The organism is Ensifer adhaerens (genome assembly GCF_028993555.1).
GTDB classification, from domain to species: domain Bacteria; phylum Pseudomonadota; class Alphaproteobacteria; order Rhizobiales; family Rhizobiaceae; genus Ensifer; species Ensifer adhaerens_I.
The window spans coordinates 2,249,522-2,265,168 of the sequence record NZ_CP118611.1 but is presented as its reverse complement, the minus strand read 5'-3'; the positions used below and the strand labels follow the sequence as shown (position 1 = coordinate 2,265,168).

At 62.8% G+C, this 15,647-nt stretch carries 13 protein-coding genes; 5 read left to right on the top strand and 8 right to left on the bottom strand.

Annotated features, from left to right (window positions below; all coding sequences use genetic code 11):
- Nucleotides 1-50 precede the first annotated feature (50 nt).
- From PWG15_RS30360 to PWG15_RS30340, 5 genes are all read right to left on the bottom strand, one after another.
- Entirely contained in the window at nt 51-1,478 is a 1,428-nt protein-coding gene (locus PWG15_RS30360) for an HlyD family type I secretion periplasmic adaptor subunit (protein WP_275025266.1), read from the bottom strand.
- 19 nt (nt 1,479-1,497) lie between these two features.
- The gene (locus tag PWG15_RS30355; RefSeq protein WP_275025265.1) at nt 1,498-3,213 is read right to left on the bottom strand and encodes a type I secretion system permease/ATPase; all 1,716 of its coding nucleotides are present in this window, start codon (nt 3,211-3,213) and stop codon (nt 1,498-1,500) included.
- Nucleotides 3,214-3,397: 184 nt separating this feature from the next.
- Nucleotides 3,398-3,997 carry a PE-PGRS family protein gene (locus tag PWG15_RS30350; protein WP_275025264.1) on the bottom strand — a complete coding sequence of 200 codons (600 nt, stop codon included), beginning with the start codon at nt 3,995-3,997 and terminating at the stop codon, nt 3,398-3,400.
- Between the two features lie 295 nt (nt 3,998-4,292).
- Nucleotides 4,293-5,357, bottom strand: coding sequence for a hypothetical protein (locus PWG15_RS30345; protein WP_275025263.1), 1,065 nt, complete (start codon nt 5,355-5,357; stop codon nt 4,293-4,295).
- Between the two features lie 183 nt (nt 5,358-5,540).
- Nucleotides 5,541-6,530, bottom strand: a complete 990-nt coding sequence (locus tag PWG15_RS30340) for a GlxA family transcriptional regulator (protein WP_425536835.1) — start codon at nt 6,528-6,530, stop codon at nt 5,541-5,543.
- Between the two features lie 415 nt (nt 6,531-6,945).
- On the opposite strand from PWG15_RS30340, the gene PWG15_RS30335 reads away from it, so the two are divergent.
- Together PWG15_RS30335 and PWG15_RS30330 are read left to right on the top strand one after the other, a co-directional pair.
- Nucleotides 6,946-7,974 (top strand): four-carbon acid sugar kinase family protein, encoded by a 1,029-nt coding sequence (locus tag PWG15_RS30335; protein ID WP_275025261.1) that lies wholly within the window; start codon nt 6,946-6,948, stop codon nt 7,972-7,974.
- A 3-nt stretch (nt 7,975-7,977) separates the two neighbouring features.
- Entirely contained in the window at nt 7,978-8,679 is a 702-nt protein-coding gene (locus PWG15_RS30330; RefSeq protein WP_275025260.1) for a FadR/GntR family transcriptional regulator, read from the top strand.
- A 60-nt stretch (nt 8,680-8,739) separates the two neighbouring features.
- Here PWG15_RS30330 and PWG15_RS30325 read toward each other — a convergent pair whose 3' ends face one another.
- The 3 genes from PWG15_RS30325 to PWG15_RS30315 are packed head-to-tail and all read right to left on the bottom strand — an operon-like array spanning nt 8,740 to nt 12,012.
- Nucleotides 8,740-9,858: an iron-containing alcohol dehydrogenase gene (locus PWG15_RS30325; protein ID WP_275025259.1), complete on the bottom strand. Its 1,119-nt coding sequence runs from the start codon at nt 9,856-9,858 to the stop codon at nt 8,740-8,742.
- A 4-nt stretch (nt 9,859-9,862) separates the two neighbouring features.
- Nucleotides 9,863-10,819 carry a 4-hydroxythreonine-4-phosphate dehydrogenase PdxA gene (gene pdxA / locus PWG15_RS30320; RefSeq protein ID WP_275025258.1) on the bottom strand — a complete coding sequence of 319 codons (957 nt, stop codon included), beginning with the start codon at nt 10,817-10,819 and terminating at the stop codon, nt 9,863-9,865.
- Nucleotides 10,816-12,012 carry a sialidase family protein gene (locus PWG15_RS30315; RefSeq protein ID WP_275025257.1) on the bottom strand — a complete coding sequence of 399 codons (1,197 nt, stop codon included), beginning with the start codon at nt 12,010-12,012 and terminating at the stop codon, nt 10,816-10,818. Before PWG15_RS30315 ends, pdxA begins: the two co-directional genes overlap by 4 nt.
- Before the next feature lie 231 nt (nt 12,013-12,243).
- Here PWG15_RS30315 and PWG15_RS30310 point away from each other — a divergent pair, with 231 nt between their 5' ends.
- The 3 genes from PWG15_RS30310 to PWG15_RS30300 all read left to right on the top strand — a co-directional run bounded on the left by PWG15_RS30310 (nt 12,244) and on the right by PWG15_RS30300 (nt 15,641).
- Nucleotides 12,244-13,113 carry a DMT family transporter gene (locus PWG15_RS30310; RefSeq protein WP_275025256.1) on the top strand — a complete coding sequence of 290 codons (870 nt, stop codon included), beginning with the start codon at nt 12,244-12,246 and terminating at the stop codon, nt 13,111-13,113.
- A 56-nt stretch (nt 13,114-13,169) separates the two neighbouring features.
- Nucleotides 13,170-14,639, top strand: coding sequence for an ABC transporter substrate-binding protein (locus PWG15_RS30305; protein ID WP_425536834.1), 1,470 nt, complete (start codon nt 13,170-13,172; stop codon nt 14,637-14,639).
- An 87-nt stretch (nt 14,640-14,726) separates the two neighbouring features.
- Entirely contained in the window at nt 14,727-15,641 is a 915-nt protein-coding gene (locus tag PWG15_RS30300) for an ABC transporter permease (protein WP_275025252.1), read from the top strand.
- Nucleotides 15,642-15,647 lie beyond the last annotated feature (6 nt).

The following is a 15,647-nucleotide window of genomic DNA, read 5'->3' as shown; positions in this document are numbered from 1 at the left end:
CGGAAACCAGAGCCCAAATGGTGCGCCGACGGCGTTCCGCGTGGCATGCCTCAGTTCTCGCGAAATGCGGTGTTGAAACTGTCAATCAATGGGCGCAACGCGTAAAGCGCCACGCTGCTCGTACCGGTCTCTATCATGGCCCTCACGGGCATGCCCGGCACCATCTCCACGCCCGGCATCTGGCCCAGTCGCTCGTCGGTAACGCGGATCGTCGCCGCGTAGTAGGTGTGGCCGGTTAGCCGGTCGACCAGATGATCGGCGGACACATAGGCGACCGTGCCCTTCAACAGCGGAACCCGTCGCTGGTTGTAAGGAATGAGATGAACCTGAGCCTCGAGACCGGCATGGACCTGGGCGATGTCTTCCGGCTTCACCCGCGCTGCCACAACCAGTGCGCCGGCGTCCGGCACGAGTTCGGCCAGAGGTTCGCCGGCGCCGATGACGCCGCCTGTCGTATGGACACGCAGGTCCATGATCACCCCGTCGTCGGGCGCCCGGATCTCGGTTCTCGCCAATTGATCATCGATGGCGTTCAAACGCTCACGCAGTTGCGCCAGCTGGTTTTCTGTGTCCCGCAGCGTGAGCGCCACTTCGTTCAGACGGTCGCTGCGCAGCTTCACGATGTAGGACTGCGATTCGCTGATGACCTGGTGGGCGCGGGATATGCGTGCGGAGACTTCACCGATCTGACCGCGGATGTCTGCCTTTTCGCGTGCCAGGATGAGAGCCCGGCTCTTCCGTTCGAGACCCTTCTCGGTGAGCGCGGAAACCGTCTCGAGCTCCTGGCGTGAGATCGCGCTCCTCTCGATCAGCGACGCCTTCTGGGCGCTGAGCCCGGCAACTTCCTCCAGCACTTCCTTGATCTTCTGCTGCGTGATCACGATTTCGGACTGCATCACCTGGCGCCGTGCATCGAATATGTTCTGCTGGCCGTCGAGAATGTCATGAATTACGCGGTAGTTGCCGGCTTGCTCGACGAGATCCGCGGGAAAGGCGACGTGGCCCGCCCCTTCCTGTTCGGCGGTGAGCCGCGCCTGTCGTGCCTCGGCATCCCAGAGTTGCCCGCGCAGGCTGTCCCGTTCCGAACGCGGCTTCGTATCGTCGAGCTTGATCAGTACCTGGCCGGCGGACACGGCATCGCCGTTGCGCACGAGGATCCGCCTCACTATTCCGCCTTCGAGATGCTGGATCGTCTTGCGGTTCGCCTCGGTCTCGACGACGCCGGACGCAATCGCGGCGCTACTGAGCGGGGCGAGAACCGACCAGATCCCCAAACCAACGACGAAGACGCCGATCAGCAGGTTTCCGGTCCAGGCCACATGCCGCAGCCGCGACATCGGCGAGGCTTCGGCAAGGGTCACCGGAAAGCGGTTGGTGACCGACGTGGATGGCTGGGTGCCGGCCAAGCCCTTGGCGTCGCAGGCATAGCCTTCGATTTCAGGTCCGCGGCGGGCCGGGTCGGATTTGATGAGCTCCATCTTCCTCGCGCCTCCCTCCTCACGTGCCCGCTCGGGCCGGTGGCTGCAGATAGGTGTCGAAGACCCAGTCGCTGTCGCCGAAGGCTTCGATCGTGCCATTGCGCATGATCGCGATCTTGTTGGTCGCCGGCAGAATACCCATGCGGTGCGTGATGATGATGATCATCATCCCCATGGCCCGCATGCGGGCGATTGCTGCAAACAATCGGCGTTCGCCTTCATAATCCAGACTGGAGTTGGGATCGTCGAGCACGACGAGTGCGGGATTGCCATAAACGGCGCGCGCCAGGCCCACCTGTTGGCGTTGAGCCCGAAGCAGGGTCGCGCCGCCATCGCCGATATCCGTCTCGTAGCCCTGCGGCAGCTGCATGATCGCATCGTGCAGCCCGACAAGCTTTGCCGCTTCGATCACCTTGCCGACGTCGGTTCCTTCCAGCCGTCCGACGACGTCCTTCACCGCGCCACCGAAAAGCTCGATGTCCTGCGGGAGGTAACCGATATGATGCGTGCCGCCGCCGAGCCGAAGGGCGGAGATATCGACGCCACCGAGAAGGGCGCTGCCGACAGTCGTCGGCTGTATGCCCGCAACGATGCGGCCAAGCGTCGACTTTCCGGAACCGGATGGGCCGATCAGCGCAAGACAGTCGCCCGGCGCCAGCCGCAGGGTAACGGCATTCAGTATCTGACGGTTGCCCGAAGGAAGCATGTAGCCGACGTGGTCGAGCACCAGGCCGCCCGCTTCGGGCATCGGTATCGTGCGCGCGCTGTCCTGCGACGCGATCGAGATCAGCATCTTGTTGATGCGATTGAACGCGGCATAGGCGAAGGCAACGGCGCGCCAGGCGCCGATCGCGCCTTCGAGCGGCGCAAGTCCGCGACCAAGAAGCAGGCTGGAGACGAAGATGATGCCGGGGTTTCCGCTTTCCTCCAGGACGAGCCAGGCTGCGGACCCCATCATCAGGATCTGCGCCAGCATGCGCACGGATTTCGAGAGCCCGAGAATGGTCTCGGTGCGTCTCATCGCATCGTCTTGCGCTTGCCGTGCGGTCTCCGCGTCGCGATAGACGAGCTGGGCGGCGCCGTTCTGCATGTTCATCGCGCGGATGACCTGGATGTAGCGCAACGCCGTCGCGAAACGCATGTGGCTGCGGGAGAGCGCCAGGTTCGCATTCATCAACGGCTGCCGGGTCGAGAATTCCGTCACGATGGCGAGCAGCAGCAAGGCGAGCGCGGTGAATAGCCCGATGGTTCCGAGCAACGGATGGACCAGGAACAGCAGCAGAAGGAAGATCGGCGCCCACGGAATGTCGAAAAGCAGCGAGCTGGCCGGGGCGTCGAGGAACTGGCGCAGGATCGACAGGTCCCGATAGCAGTCGTTGGCGAGGCCCGTTTCCGCGCGGGCGCCGTACTCGAAGCATGCCGTCAGCACCACCGGCCGCAAGCGGTGATCGAGCCAACTGCCGATCCGCGACAACGCGGCGCGCCGGACGATATCCAGGATCGAGCCGACCAACACCGCCGCCGCGATGATGAGTGTCAGCATGAGCAGCGTGTCGGCGCTGCGGCTCGACAGGACGCGATCGTAAATCTGCAGCAGGTAGATGGAGGGAGCGAGCAGGAACAGGTTGTAGGCGCAGCTGTAGAGAAAGACCAGCAGGAACGCCCCCGTGCAGGCCTTGAGTGCCAGGACCAGGTGGGTTGGAGAATGCTGCGCCCCTGCCGGATTCGTCGTCATTATCGGATCTCGATCGGGTCGGCATGATCGATGCTGATGCGGTCGGCTTGGTTGTTTCAGGCTTCCTTCGCTCGGGCTCGATCCGTGGCCAAATGCAACTCAACAGTTGCGGAGCGTCTATTATGCGCCGCGACACAGGTGAAAGGAGGATCGCCGGCCAGGCCGGCGATCCTTGTCGAGCGACTCAGATACCGATGTCGCTGATGTTGCCGCCGAAGCTGTTGTCGAAATTGTCGAGAACAGTCGAGACCGCCGTGGTGGTGGTCGTCGTGGTGGTTTCCGCGACCGGGTTCGAATGAACCAGCGCGGCGGAAATATCGCCACCGAGGGCCGCATTGCCGCTGCCGCCAGCTCCGCCCATGCCCGCGATGATCGTCGCACCTTGGTCGGCGAGCAACGTTGTCGTCTGCGTACCAGTGGTGCTCGCGTCTACGCCTGCGGTGTTGCCGCCGCTCGTGCTGGTTTGATCGCCACTGGAGGTCGGATTGCCGCCGGCGCCGCCAGCACCGCTGTTGGTAAGCGAAGCAAGGACGGCAATCGGTACCTGGATGAGGCCGCCGCCGTCAGCGCTGCCGGTTCCCCAGGCCGCACCCTGACCGACGTCATCGCCGTTGTCGACAGTGGGGATTGACCCGATGACGGTCTGCGTCGGCGCTACGGTGACAGTGGGATTGAAGTTGATATCGCCGTTGTTGGTGCCGTCGCCACCGTTACCTGCATTCGCGTCGCCCGCAATGGGATTGGTCAGGTTAATCGTGTCTGATGTCGCGAAGGTAATAGGCATAGCGTCGCTCCTCTACTTGTTGCCCCGTAGTCTTGGACGGTTCGATGCCACAGCATACCGCCGCAGCGGGGGGTCAGCGCAAAGCTAATGGTGCGCGTGATCACCGGGGCGAACCAGCCGGACATTCGGAGACGTTCCTTTGGGTAGGGTCTGCCAGCGCGTCAGGCTTCGGCCGGCGGCAGGCGCTCCGGCGGAGCGCGGTTTCAATGGATTGTTGATCGTGGGTGATGGGTGCGCAACGTCACGTCTCCGCGGCGTCAGGGCATTTGCCGGGTTCGATCCGGAACGCTGCGGGTCAGCCGTGCAGGATGTCGTCGATCAGCGCGGCATTGGTCTCGGCGATGTTGCCTTCGCCGCCAGCTCCCCCGATGCCGCCGATCTGCAGCGTATGCTGGTCGACGAGCAGGTGGTTGAGTTGGTCCGCCTCGGCGGTGCCGCCTGCGGGCACGGCGATGTTGATCGGGTGGAAGTAGCCGATATTGACGTCGACGGCGCTGCCGTTCGAATAGCCGTCACCGCCGCCGCCGGCGACCCCGCTTCCGGTGAAGATCGTGTCCGAGGAGAGGTTGAAGCCGCCACCCTTGCCGCCGACGCCGGCGATCTGCACGCCGCCCTGGTCGAAGATCACGTTATTCGTCTGCGCGGCGTGGGCATCGCCGCCGGCGGCGCCGACAGCAATGTTGATCGGTGAGAACACGGCGACGTTGACGTCGACCATGCTGCCGATGAAGGTGCCGTCACCACCATGGCCCGCATAGGCATCGCCATTGAAAATGAACGTCGCGCCCTGCTGCTGGGCCGGCGCGGTATTGCCGGCAACGTTATGATCCCCGCCGGAGCCGCCAACACCGCCGATCTGGGTGGCACCCTGAAGGAAGGCGGCATTGTTTGTTTGTCCGGCCGTGGAGGTCGAGCCCGGACCCGCCGCGACAGCCAGGTTCAAAGGCGCAAACACCGCGGTGTCGGTGCTGACGAGGCCGCCGAAAAAGGTGCCATCGCCGCCACCGCCGGACACGCTGCCGCCGCCATGGCCACCGGCAACATTACCATTCCCGCCTTCACCGCCGATGCCCGCCATCTCGGTGACGTGCTGGTTCATCAGAGCGGTGTTGCCCTGGTGCGCATCGGCATCCGTATGCGAGCCGGCGATTGCGGTGTTCGATGGCATGAACATCGCCAGCGTGTTGCTGCCGATCGTACCCAGGCTTGTTCCATCCCCGCCGCTTCCGGCGGAATTCTGCGCCGGCGCTATGTCGAGTGGAAGCCACGTCGGGACCAGCGCGAGATGTCCGCCGGCAACCGTGCTCTGATTGGAGTTCGCGTTCGGTGCCTCTTCCGACAAAAGACGAGTTTCCGCCATCGCCATCACTCCCATGGGCTCGATCCCTCGCAGCACGATCATGCGACGTGTGCGAGCGCGCATCGCGAACTATTTTGAAGGCGGTTGCGGCAAAAGGTGAGCCTGCAATTCGGCTACGTCCGTTCGGGGAGGTCACTAGCCGATCGGCTATCGTGGCCGGGCCCCCCGAGTGTCAAGCAAGTCTCACTTCGAGAGTGTCGCGCGCATCTGGCGCGGCGACTGGCCGAAGGTCTTGGCGAATGTCCTGGAAAAATGCCCCGCGCTTTCGAAGCCGACTTCGAGGGCGATTTCGATGAGCGAGGCATCGGTCTGGGTAAGAAGGTGCTTGGCGCGCTCCAGCCGGAATTTCCTGTAGACGTGCGCGGGCGACATCTTCGCTTTTTCCATGAACAGGCGCTCGAGTTGCCTGCGCGACAGACCGACGGAGGCTGCCAGTTCAGGGATCGAGATCGTGTTCTCGGTATTCTGCTCCATGATGATCAGGGCAGCATTGAGACGAGGGTCGTTGCTCTCGATCGCGAGCGGCTTTCTCGGCTGGACATGAAGATGCGAGCGGGCCTTGTCGATCTGCAAAACCTCCAGCGCATTGCGCTCCGCCTCTCTGCTGATGTGGAGACGCACGATATGGGCCGCCATATCGGCGGCACTGCTGCCGCCTGCACAGGAGCCGCGCGTGCGGTCGAGGTTGAAGAGCCGGTCCGAGCGAACTTTCAGATCCGGGAAGCGTTCACGGAACGCCTGATAGTGGAGCCAACTGACACAGACGACGTGCCCCGCCATGAGCCCCGCTTCCGCCAGGATGAAGGTCCCGGTGCACAGGCCGATCAATGGCACTTTCTTTGCGGCTGCCTTCTTCAGGAAAGCGACCGTCTCGTCGTCGATCGGGTGTTCGTTCTTGAGAAGGCCGCCAACCATCACGATGTAGTCGAACTGGCCGGGATCGACGAGGTCCGAGGTCGGCGCTACCTGAACCCCGCAGCTGGATGCGATCAGATGGCGTGTATTGCCAAGCACCTGCCAATCGGCCCGCACGCGGCCCGATTTGTCGAGCTCGTCGCTTGCCAGCCGAAGCGTGTCGATGAAGAGAGCGAAGGCCGAGAGTGTGAACGATCGGGCGAGCACGAAGCCGATCTTGAGGCGATTGGCTGCAGCATCGTTTGATTTCGTGTTCATCGTCATTGCGAACCCACTTCAAGTTCGACATGCCAACTGGTTGGCGCATCCAGGTCAAGGCCGCAGCCGAGGCACCTGGCTGGCGAGGGCAACATCGCAAGAGCACCGACAAAGAAACCGCAAGCCTCGCGTCTCACCGACCGTGATCCCGATCCGTATCCTATCCGAAATCTGCGTGCCAGGGGATCATAATCATCCACGAAGACCAGGCGGGGCCTGATGCGCCCCACCTTTGAGAGCTCGTGCCGGCTGTTGCTCATTTCGGGATGAAACGGATCTGCTGCGCGAAACGTGAAGCATGATGGCTGCCAGTGGCCGAGAAGTGCCATTATTTGTAATTAAAATTCAAAAAATCTTGACATTTCAATAGAAAGAATAGTTATAAAGATAACAACAAATATTCTGGATCTTTTAGATGCTCGCCATTGTCGCTGATGACCTGACCGGCGCACTGGATGCTGCGGCCCCGTTTGCTGCGAGGGGTCTCTATGTTGAAGTCGCGTTAGCGATCGAAGCAATTGATGATGCTCTGAGGGTGGGCCCCGACGTGCTCTCGATCAACCTCGGCTCGCGCGAACTGAGCGCCGAAAGTGCCAGGCAGCGTTCCGCCGCCGCTCTCGCCGCGCTGCCTTCCGGTTCGCGGATCTTCAAGAAGGTCGACTCGCGTCTGAAGGGCAACATTGTCGCCGAACTCGATGTGATGTCCTTTCATTCTGCGCTGGTAGCGCCGGCCATTCCGGCCTTTGGCCGGGTGGTGACGTCCGGCCGTGTTCAAGGCTTTGGAGTAGACACGCCCATTCCCGTTGGCGAGAGGCTCGGTCGTCATGCGGCAAAAGCCTTGATCCCGGATGCATCCACCGAAGCTGAGATGCGCGCCGTGCTCGAGGATGCGGAACGGAACGGCACGGATCTGCTGATCGGCGCGCGGGGCCTTGCCGAAGCGCTCGCCGGTCGCATGTGTGCGGGAGCGCAGGCGCGGGCCGCCGCGGTGTCCGCCGGCCCGGCCTTGTTCGTCATCGGGTCCCGCGATCCGATTACCCTTGCCCAGATCGACGTCCTTCGCAGTGCCCTCGCTCTATGTTATTTGCCGGCGCCGAATGGGCGGCTTGTGGGGGCAGCCGACGCTGGCGGCGCGATTACCCTCGTTCAGGCGGTGCCGGGCGAAGGAGAGGTGACGCCGGAGGCGGTTTCCGAGGCGCTTGCCGACGGCGTTTGTCCGAGCCTTGTCGAAGCGGCAGGAACACTGCTTCTGTCCGGTGGAGCAACCGCAGAGGCGGTCTTGAAGAGAATGGCCATTCGGCGTTTTCGGCTGCTTGGCGAATGCTTGCCGGGCCTGGGCTTGGCTGAGGTCGATGGACGTTGCATCATCGCGAAGTCCGGCGGATTCGGCGCGCCGGGCACGCTTAAGGAAATCGCGGAGGCTGTCCTCCGCAAGATGGGATGACGGATGGGACTGGAGAACGGAACAGCACGCAAGAGCCTCGGCGATCTCGTCTTTGAGCGCATGCACCGTGCGATCAAATCCGGCGCCTACAAGCCGGATGAGCGTTTGCCCACCGAGCACGACCTGGCAAGCGAGTTCGAGGTTTCCCGTCCCATCATCCGCGAAGCGCTGCGCCGGCTGCGCGAGCAGGGTTTCATCTATTCGCGTCGTGGCGCCGGTAGTTTCGTTCGTGCCGTCGGCATGCGTGAGCCGCTTGGCTTCGGGCAACTGGAAAACGTTGCTGATCTCCTGAACTGCTACGAGTTCCGTCTGACGGTCGAGCCGGCGGCGGCTGCTGCTGCGGCCGAACGGCACGACGCCGCCACCTTGGCCGCCATCCGCCAGGCACTGGAACTGATGCGCGACGCCACCAACCGGCAATCGCACCGGGAGGATGCGGACTTCCAGTTCCATCTCGCGATCGCGCGCGCCGCCCAGAACAGCTATTTCTTCACGGCGATGGAAGCGCTGAAGGACCACATCGCCGTCGGCATGCGGTTTCACGGCGCTTCGGTCAAGCGAGAGACCGCCGGGCTGACGCGTGTCTTTGCGGAGCACGAGGCGATCGCCGAGGCCATTGCCGCGCGTGAAAGCGCCAAGGCGAAACAACTCATGCAGGACCATCTCGCCGGATCCCGTGAGCGCCTGTTCCAGGCAACCAAGTAGTCACCTCAAATGCGAAAACCCCGGCAGGCGCCGGGGTTTTGATTTGCAGTGGTCGATGGATCAGAAGGCTGCCCGGTAAACGGCGAGCACATCCTCCACGCTCATGTCGATCGGGTTGTTGTCCATCAGCCGACGGTTGGCGTGGGCTTCGCTAGCGTAGAGCTGCAAGTCGTCGGCATTTGCGCCGTGGGCAGCGAGCGACATTTCGATGCCGAGATTGCGGCAGAAGCCGCGGGCAGCGTCCAGAAGTTCTCGCGTGGAAAGCCTTTCACCAAGACCCAAGGCCTCGGCAACTTCCGCGGTCTTGCTCGCAGCAACCGACTGGTTGAAGGCAAGCACATGCGGAAAGATGATGGCGTTTGCCAGGCCATGGGGCAGGCGAAGCCGCGTGCCGAGCGGATAGGCGATGGCATGGCCAGCGGCCGTGTTGACCGGGCCAAGGCAGATGCCGCCGTAATAGGAGGCAAGCATCATCCCTTCGCGGGCTTCGGTATCGGTACCATCCTTGACGGCGCGTGCGAGATACTTGCCGACGAGCCTGAAGCCCATGCGGGCGAAGCCGTCGATCATCGGATGGGCGCGGCGATTGGTGAAGGCTTCCACGCAATGGGCCATGGCGTCGACGCCCGTGGCCGCGGTGACCGCCGACGGCACCGAATAGGTGAGTTCCGGATCGAGAACGGCGAAGTCCGCAATCATGTGCGGGCTTTCGACCGCGATCTTGTTGCCCTTGGCCGGATCGGTGATCAGCGAACGGATACCAGCCTCCGAGCCGGTGCCGGCGGTCGTGGCGATCTGGGCAAGGCGCGTGTTGCGGCCCAGAACCCGGTTTGGTCCGGCGACATCGGCAAGCGTCTGCTCCGAGTCCCACAGCACGGCAACCAGCTTGGCGACGTCGAGGACCGACCCGCCGCCAAGGCCGACGATGAGGTCCGGCTTGCTTTGACGCGCGGCGTCGAGCGCGGCGTCGAGGGTATCGACATCGGGCTCCCCCGGGATGGCGTCAAACACCGTGACGCGGCCGGACAGCTTCAGGCGATCGACGAAGCCTGCGGTAATCGGCGTTGCGATGACGAGGGTCGAGGTCGCGTCTGCCGCCCAGGCGCCGACGTCCGCGATCGTTCCGGCGCCGACGGTGAGGCGCCGCGGCTGATGAAGGGTAATCGGAGCGATGGTCATCGGGTCATCCTCGCTTGGCGTCGCCCGCCACGAGCTTGCGGGCATAGGCGATGGCGGAATTCATGTTGCCGTGGTTGGCGATGCCCTTGCCGGCAATGTCGAAGGCCGTGCCGTGATCGACCGAGGTGCGGTCGATCGGCAAGTCCACCGAGACGTTCACGGCGGTGTCGAAGGCGACGAGCTTCACCGGGATGTGCCCCTGGTCGTGATACTGCGCGACCACGAGATCGAAGGCGCCGGAATAGGCGCGGTGGAACACGGTGTCGGCAGAGATCGGGCCATAGGCATCGATGCCTTCCGCCTGCGCGGCCTTGACGGCAGGCGCGATCTGGTCGTCATCCTCGGTGCCGAAGAGACCGTTCTCGCCGCAATGGGGATTGATGCCGGCGACCGCGATTTTGGGTGCTGCGTAGCCGATGCGTTTCAGGTGGGCGTCACCGGCACGAATGGTGGCGAGAACCCGCTCGGTCGTCGATCGCCGGATCGCTTCCTGCAGCGCCACATGCGTCGAAACGTGGATGACCTTGAGTCGCTCGGAGGCAAGCAGCATATAGGCTGCCTTCGAGCCCGTGAGGCTGCGCAGCATCCCAGTGTGCCCGTCATAGTGATGACCGGCAAGGTTGAGGGCTTCCTTGTTGATCGGCGCGGTCACGATGCAGCCGATGACGCCGGCCTCGGCGTCGCGTACCGCCTTTTCGATGAAGCGGAAGGCAGCGTCGCCGGCGACCGGGCTCAACTGTCCCCAGGGAAGCGGTGCGCCTTCGATCGGCAGGTCGACGACATGCGCCGTGAGATCAATCTCGAGACCGAGGGCCGCACGGGCCGCTTCGAGCGTGGCGAGATTGCCGTAGATCCGGATGGTGTCGCGCTCTTGCTGCGCCATGTCGGCGAGGGCGCGCACCGAAATCTCGGGGCCGACACCGCACGGGTCGCCCATGGTTATGCCGATGATGTTGCTCATGAAGGTCTCCGTTGGTCGGCGTGGTCCCAGCCAGGGGCCAGGCGAACATATTTGATGGCGCGCCGGTGGTAGGTGTAGGCGAGGTGCATGGCGCCGTCCGGCCCTTCAAGCAGCCAGGGATAGGACATCTCCCTGTTGCGGCCGTCGGTCGAGTCGTTGGAAAGGCACGTGCCGGGACCGTCTTCGATCAGCAGCCGGACGGGAAAGGTCTTGCCGCCATCCTCGGAAAGGCAGAGTGCGACCGGTGCGCGACGAACGCCCCAGATCGGAACGCAGCCGCCCGCAGGGTCTGCGTCGGGCCGGCTGTCGTCCTCGCCGAGCTCGTCATAGAGCGAGGCGCGCCGCTCGGCCGTGTCGGCCGCGCTGACCGGATTGCAGATCATCGCGATCCGACCGTCGGCAAGGCGCAGGGCGGCGATCGAGGAGTTGTTGTTCGGCACGTCGCTTGCCGCCGGCGTTGACCAGGTTCGGCCCTCATCGAGGCTCTCGGTCCTATAGACCCAGTCGGCCTGCCGTCGGCGAAAGAGGGCGGCAAGGCGGCCGTCACCGAGCGACACCGGCGACATGTGCACGCAGCCAATGGACTGAGCCAATTCTTCCAATTGCCATGTCACGCCGTGGTCGAGCGAGATGCCGACGGCTGCCGTATCGTGGCTTCCGTTCCACTTCTGGCCAGGGCGCTGAACGCAGCGGAAGATCGGCAACAGCCATGCGCCATCGCCGCGGACCACGAGCGGCGCGCGGATGAAACAGCCGCGGGGGAGTTCGAGATAGCGGCCCTCGGTCGTTGTCAGCGCCAGCGGGTCGGATGCATCGCGGCGGACTTCGGCCATCCGGATCCGGCACTCATCCTGATTGCCAGAGGGCTGGGAGGTGTGGAAGAGCCACAGCCTGCCGTCGGGCGCGGTGAAGAGCACCGGGTTCTGCTCCGAATGCGCGGCGTCGAAACTCAGGCGCTGCGGTGGACCCCATTGTGTCGCGTCCTTCGGCAGGACGGAAGCAAAGATCGAGATATCCGACTTGCCCTCGAGCGTGCCGCCGAACCAGGCACAGGCCAGTGCGCCATCTGAAAGCAGATGCAGGAAGGCAGCATGGTTCTGGATCATCGGCGAAGGCAAAAGCGCTTCCATACGCCCGGGTGAGGCGGTTTGAAGCAGGCCATTCATGCCGTGGGCGATTTCTTCAGGGTCCATGAGCTCCTCCTGTGTGCTTCGAAAATCGCAAAATTTTCAAAGTTGTCAAGTTTGATAAAGTTACAAAATAGCGCCAGTCTTTTCGATGTAACAATTAAAATACTGATTTTACATCATTATTTGTTATGTAGAAGTCATGTTGAATTTTACATCACGAATTAATTTGACAAACTTGAGTGAAAGGTGGATGGTCTGAGCAAGCCGGCGAGAGGATGCCGGGAGGAGGGTCTCATGCCGGAAGCCAGCCCCCATAGGGCTAAGATGGCAGTCATGTTTGCGGTTGGTGCCGCGATCCTGGCGGCAGTCGACGCGGTGATCGTGCGCGCACTGAACGGTGCCGTGCATCCCTTCGTCATAGGCTTCTTCCGCGCCTTCTTCGGTGCGGTCATCCTTTTGCCCTTCGTTGTCCTGCGTCCGTCCGTGCTCCGGTCCAGCCACCCTTTGCGTCAACACGCGGTCCGTGCCGGATTCAAATTGCTCGCCATGGTCGCATTCTTCGCCGCTTTCAGCTGGGGTCCGCTTGCCGACGTGACGGCCATCGCCTTCACGTCGCCGATCTTCCTGTTGCTGGGCGCCGCGCTGGCGTTGGGCGAAAAGCCCGGCCCGGCGATGATCGGCGCGGCGGCGCTTGGCTTCGCAGGTGCAATGCTGATTATCGGCCCCTCCGGAACCGGCTTCAGTGCTGCCATCCTTCTTGCGCTTACGGGCGCTGTGCTCCAGTCGACCATTCAACTGATCCTGAAGTCGATGTCGAAGGGCGACTCGACCTCGACGCTTGTCGTCTGGAACCTTCTGTTGACCGTTCCGATCGCGCTTCTCTTCGCCCTGCCGTTCTGGACCATGCCCGGGGCAAGGGAGATGACGCTTCTGGCGCTGCAAGGCGTCGTCGGAACCGCCTGCATGGGGATGATGACTCATGCCTTTTCGCTGGCGCCCGCCACGATTGTCGCGCCGGTGGATTTCCTGCGCCTGCCGCTCGTGGCTCTCGGCGGCTTCGCGCTGTTTGGTGAACACATTGCCCTCACCACCCTTTGCGGCGGCGGGCTCATCGGTTTTGCGGCGCTGATCGCCGCGCGATCCGGAAAAGCAACATCCGGCTGAACGAATTTCACTAGGGAGGAAATGCCGTGAAGAAACTATTTGTCTTGAGTGCACTCATGCTGAGTTCTGCCCTGTCGCCCGCTCTTGCCGGATCAGGCCCGATCAAGATCGTGCTTGCGGAAGAAGCTGACCTGCTCGAGCCGTGCATGGCCACGCGCTCGAACATCGGCCGCGTCATCATGCAGAACGTCAGCGAAACACTGACCGAGCTCGATGTTCGTGACAAAAAGGGCGTCATGCCGCGGCTTGCCGAGAAATGGGAACAGAATGAGGACGGCAGCTGGCGCTTTCATCTGCGCCAGGGTGTCAAGTTCTCCGATGGCACGACTTTCGACGCCAAGGATGTCAAGCACAGCTTCGATCGCATCATGAGCGACAAGAACACCTGCGAGTCGCGCCGCTATTTCGGCGGCATCACGGTGACCCCCACCGTAGTCGACGACTACACGATCGACTTCAGCGCCGATCCGATCCAGCCGATCCTGCCGCTTCTGATGTCTCTCGTCACGATCGTGCCCGAGGAAACGCCGCTTGAGTTCATCCGCGAGCCCGTCGGCACCGGTCCCTACAAGCTCACCAACTGGACGCCGGGGCAGCAGATCGTGCTGACGAGCCGCGACGACTATTGGGGCACGAAGCCCGAGGTCACGGAAGCCACTTATCTCTTCCGCGCCGATCCTTCGGTGCGCGCGGCCATGGTACAGACCGGCGAAGCCGACCTTTCGCCGTCGATCTCGCAGCTGGACGCCACCAATCCGGCAACGGATTTCTCCTATCTCGACAGCGAGACCGTCTATCTGCGCATCGACCACAATATCGAGCCGCTGAACGATGTCCGCGTTCGCCGGGCATTGAACATTGCGATCGATCGCCAGGCGTTCCTCGGCACGCTGGTTCCCGATAGTGCGCTGCTCGCCACCGCGATTGTGCCGCCGCCGACACTTGGCTGGAACCCGAACGTGAAGGTCTTCCCCTATGACCCGGAAGGCGCGAAGAAGCTGCTAGAGGAAGCCAAGGCGGATGGCGTGAAGGTCGAGACGCCGATCACCATCATCGCCCGTTCGGCAAACTTCCCGAACGTAACCGAAATCATGGAAGCCATTCAGGCGCAGCTTCAGGAAGTCGGCTTCAAGGTCGAGCTGAAGTTCGTCGAGGTCGCCGAGCACGAGCAGTACTACTCGAAGCCCTTCAAGGAAGGCCGTGGTCCGCAGATCGTCGCTGCCATGCACGACAATTCCAAGGGCGATCCGTCGTTCTCGATGTTCTTCAAGTATGCGACCGACGGCACGCAGTCCGGCTTTTCCGACCCCAAGGTCGATGACCTGATCAAGCGGGCATCTGCTGCCGTGGGCGAGGAACGTGCCAAGCTCTGGTCCGAACTGATCGCCTATCTGCACGACGATGTCGTCGCCGACGTCCTGCTCTTCCACATGGTCGGCTTCTCGCGTGTTTCCGAGCGGCTTGATTTCAAGCCGACAATGGCGACCAACGGGACGCTGCAGCTCTCGGAGATCAAGATCAAGTAATCTGCCCTGGCGAACGACAGGTTCGCCAGTCACAACAGCAATCAAGGCGGTGGGATGATCCTGCCGCCGGATTCCTTCGAGGGCGCCATGCTGAAATTCGTTCGAAAACGCGCCGTGGCCAGTCTGATCTCGCTCGTCGGGCTGCTCGTCATGGTCTTCTTCCTGTCGCGGTTGACGGGTGATCCGGCCGCCTTGTTCCTGCCGGTCGAAGCCTCCGCGGAGATGAAGGCGCAGTTCCGCGAACTGCACGGCTTGAACGATCCCATGCTGGTGCAGTTCGTCCGTTACGTCGGCGACGTCGTGACTGGCGATTTTGGCGAATCCCTGCGCAAGGCGCGTCCTGCCCTGGATGTCGTGCTGGAAGCATTCACCTGGACGCTCTGGCTTGCCGTCATCACCATGACGCTCGTTGCCGGTGCTGCGATCGTCGTCGGCTCGCTTGCAGCGTTCCGCGCCGGCGGCTTCTTCGACCGGCTATCCTCGCTGATCTCGCTGGTCGGCGCCTCCGTTCCCGATTTCTGGATCGCCATCGTCGCGATCGTCGTCTTTTCGGTAAACCTTGCCTGGTTGCCGACGTCGGGCACGGGGTCTCTGCTTCATTGGATCCTGCCGATCTCGGTCCTGTTCATCCGGCCCTTCGGCATCATCGTCCAGGTGGTGCGCGGTTCGATGATCGGGGCATTGTCCTCGGCCTATGTGAAGACGGCGCGCGCCAAGGGCGTCAAATCCGGACCGATCATCTTCGTGCATGCACTGCGCAACGCCATGCTGCCGGTCATCACCGTCATTGGCGATCAGGCGGCGAGCCTTCTGAACGGCGCGGTGATCGTCGAAACCATCTTCGGGTTTCCAGGCGTCGGCAAGCTGATGATCGATTCCATCCTGCAGCGCGATTTCAACGTCGTACTTGCCGCCATCCTCGTCACGGCGCTGGCGATCTTCCTCATGAACCTGCTGATCGACCTGGCCTATGCGCTGCTCGATCCGCGCATCCGGTATTGAGGGGGC

Bases quoted from the DNA above. Each gene is read 5' to 3' on its own strand.
- PWG15_RS30355 (WP_275025265.1), bottom strand. From the start codon at position 3,213: ATGACGACGAATCCGGCAGGGGCGCAGCATTCTCCAACCCACCTGGTC.
- PWG15_RS30315 (WP_275025257.1), bottom strand. From the start codon at position 12,012: ATGGACCCTGAAGAAATCGCCCACGGCATGAATGGCCTGCTTCAAACC.
- PWG15_RS30305 (WP_425536834.1), top strand. From the start codon at position 13,170: ATGCTGAGTTCTGCCCTGTCGCCCGCTCTTGCCGGATCAGGCCCGATC.
- PWG15_RS30300 (WP_275025252.1), top strand. From the start codon at position 14,727: ATGCTGAAATTCGTTCGAAAACGCGCCGTGGCCAGTCTGATCTCGCTC.
- PWG15_RS30325 (WP_275025259.1), bottom strand. From the start codon at position 9,858: ATGACCATCGCTCCGATTACCCTTCATCAGCCGCGGCGCCTCACCGTC.
- PWG15_RS30350 (WP_275025264.1), bottom strand. From the start codon at position 3,997: ATGCCTATTACCTTCGCGACATCAGACACGATTAACCTGACCAATCCC.
- PWG15_RS30340 (WP_425536835.1), bottom strand. From the start codon at position 6,530: ATGAACACGAAATCAAACGATGCTGCAGCCAATCGCCTCAAGATCGGC.
- PWG15_RS30335 (WP_275025261.1), top strand. From the start codon at position 6,946: ATGCTCGCCATTGTCGCTGATGACCTGACCGGCGCACTGGATGCTGCG.
- PWG15_RS30345 (WP_275025263.1), bottom strand. From the start codon at position 5,357: ATGGCGGAAACTCGTCTTTTGTCGGAAGAGGCACCGAACGCGAACTCC.
- PWG15_RS30310 (WP_275025256.1), top strand. From the start codon at position 12,244: ATGCCGGAAGCCAGCCCCCATAGGGCTAAGATGGCAGTCATGTTTGCG.
- PWG15_RS30360 (WP_275025266.1), bottom strand. From the start codon at position 1,478: ATGGAGCTCATCAAATCCGACCCGGCCCGCCGCGGACCTGAAATCGAA.
- pdxA (WP_275025258.1), bottom strand. From the start codon at position 10,819: ATGAGCAACATCATCGGCATAACCATGGGCGACCCGTGCGGTGTCGGC.
- PWG15_RS30330 (WP_275025260.1), top strand. From the start codon at position 7,978: ATGGGACTGGAGAACGGAACAGCACGCAAGAGCCTCGGCGATCTCGTC.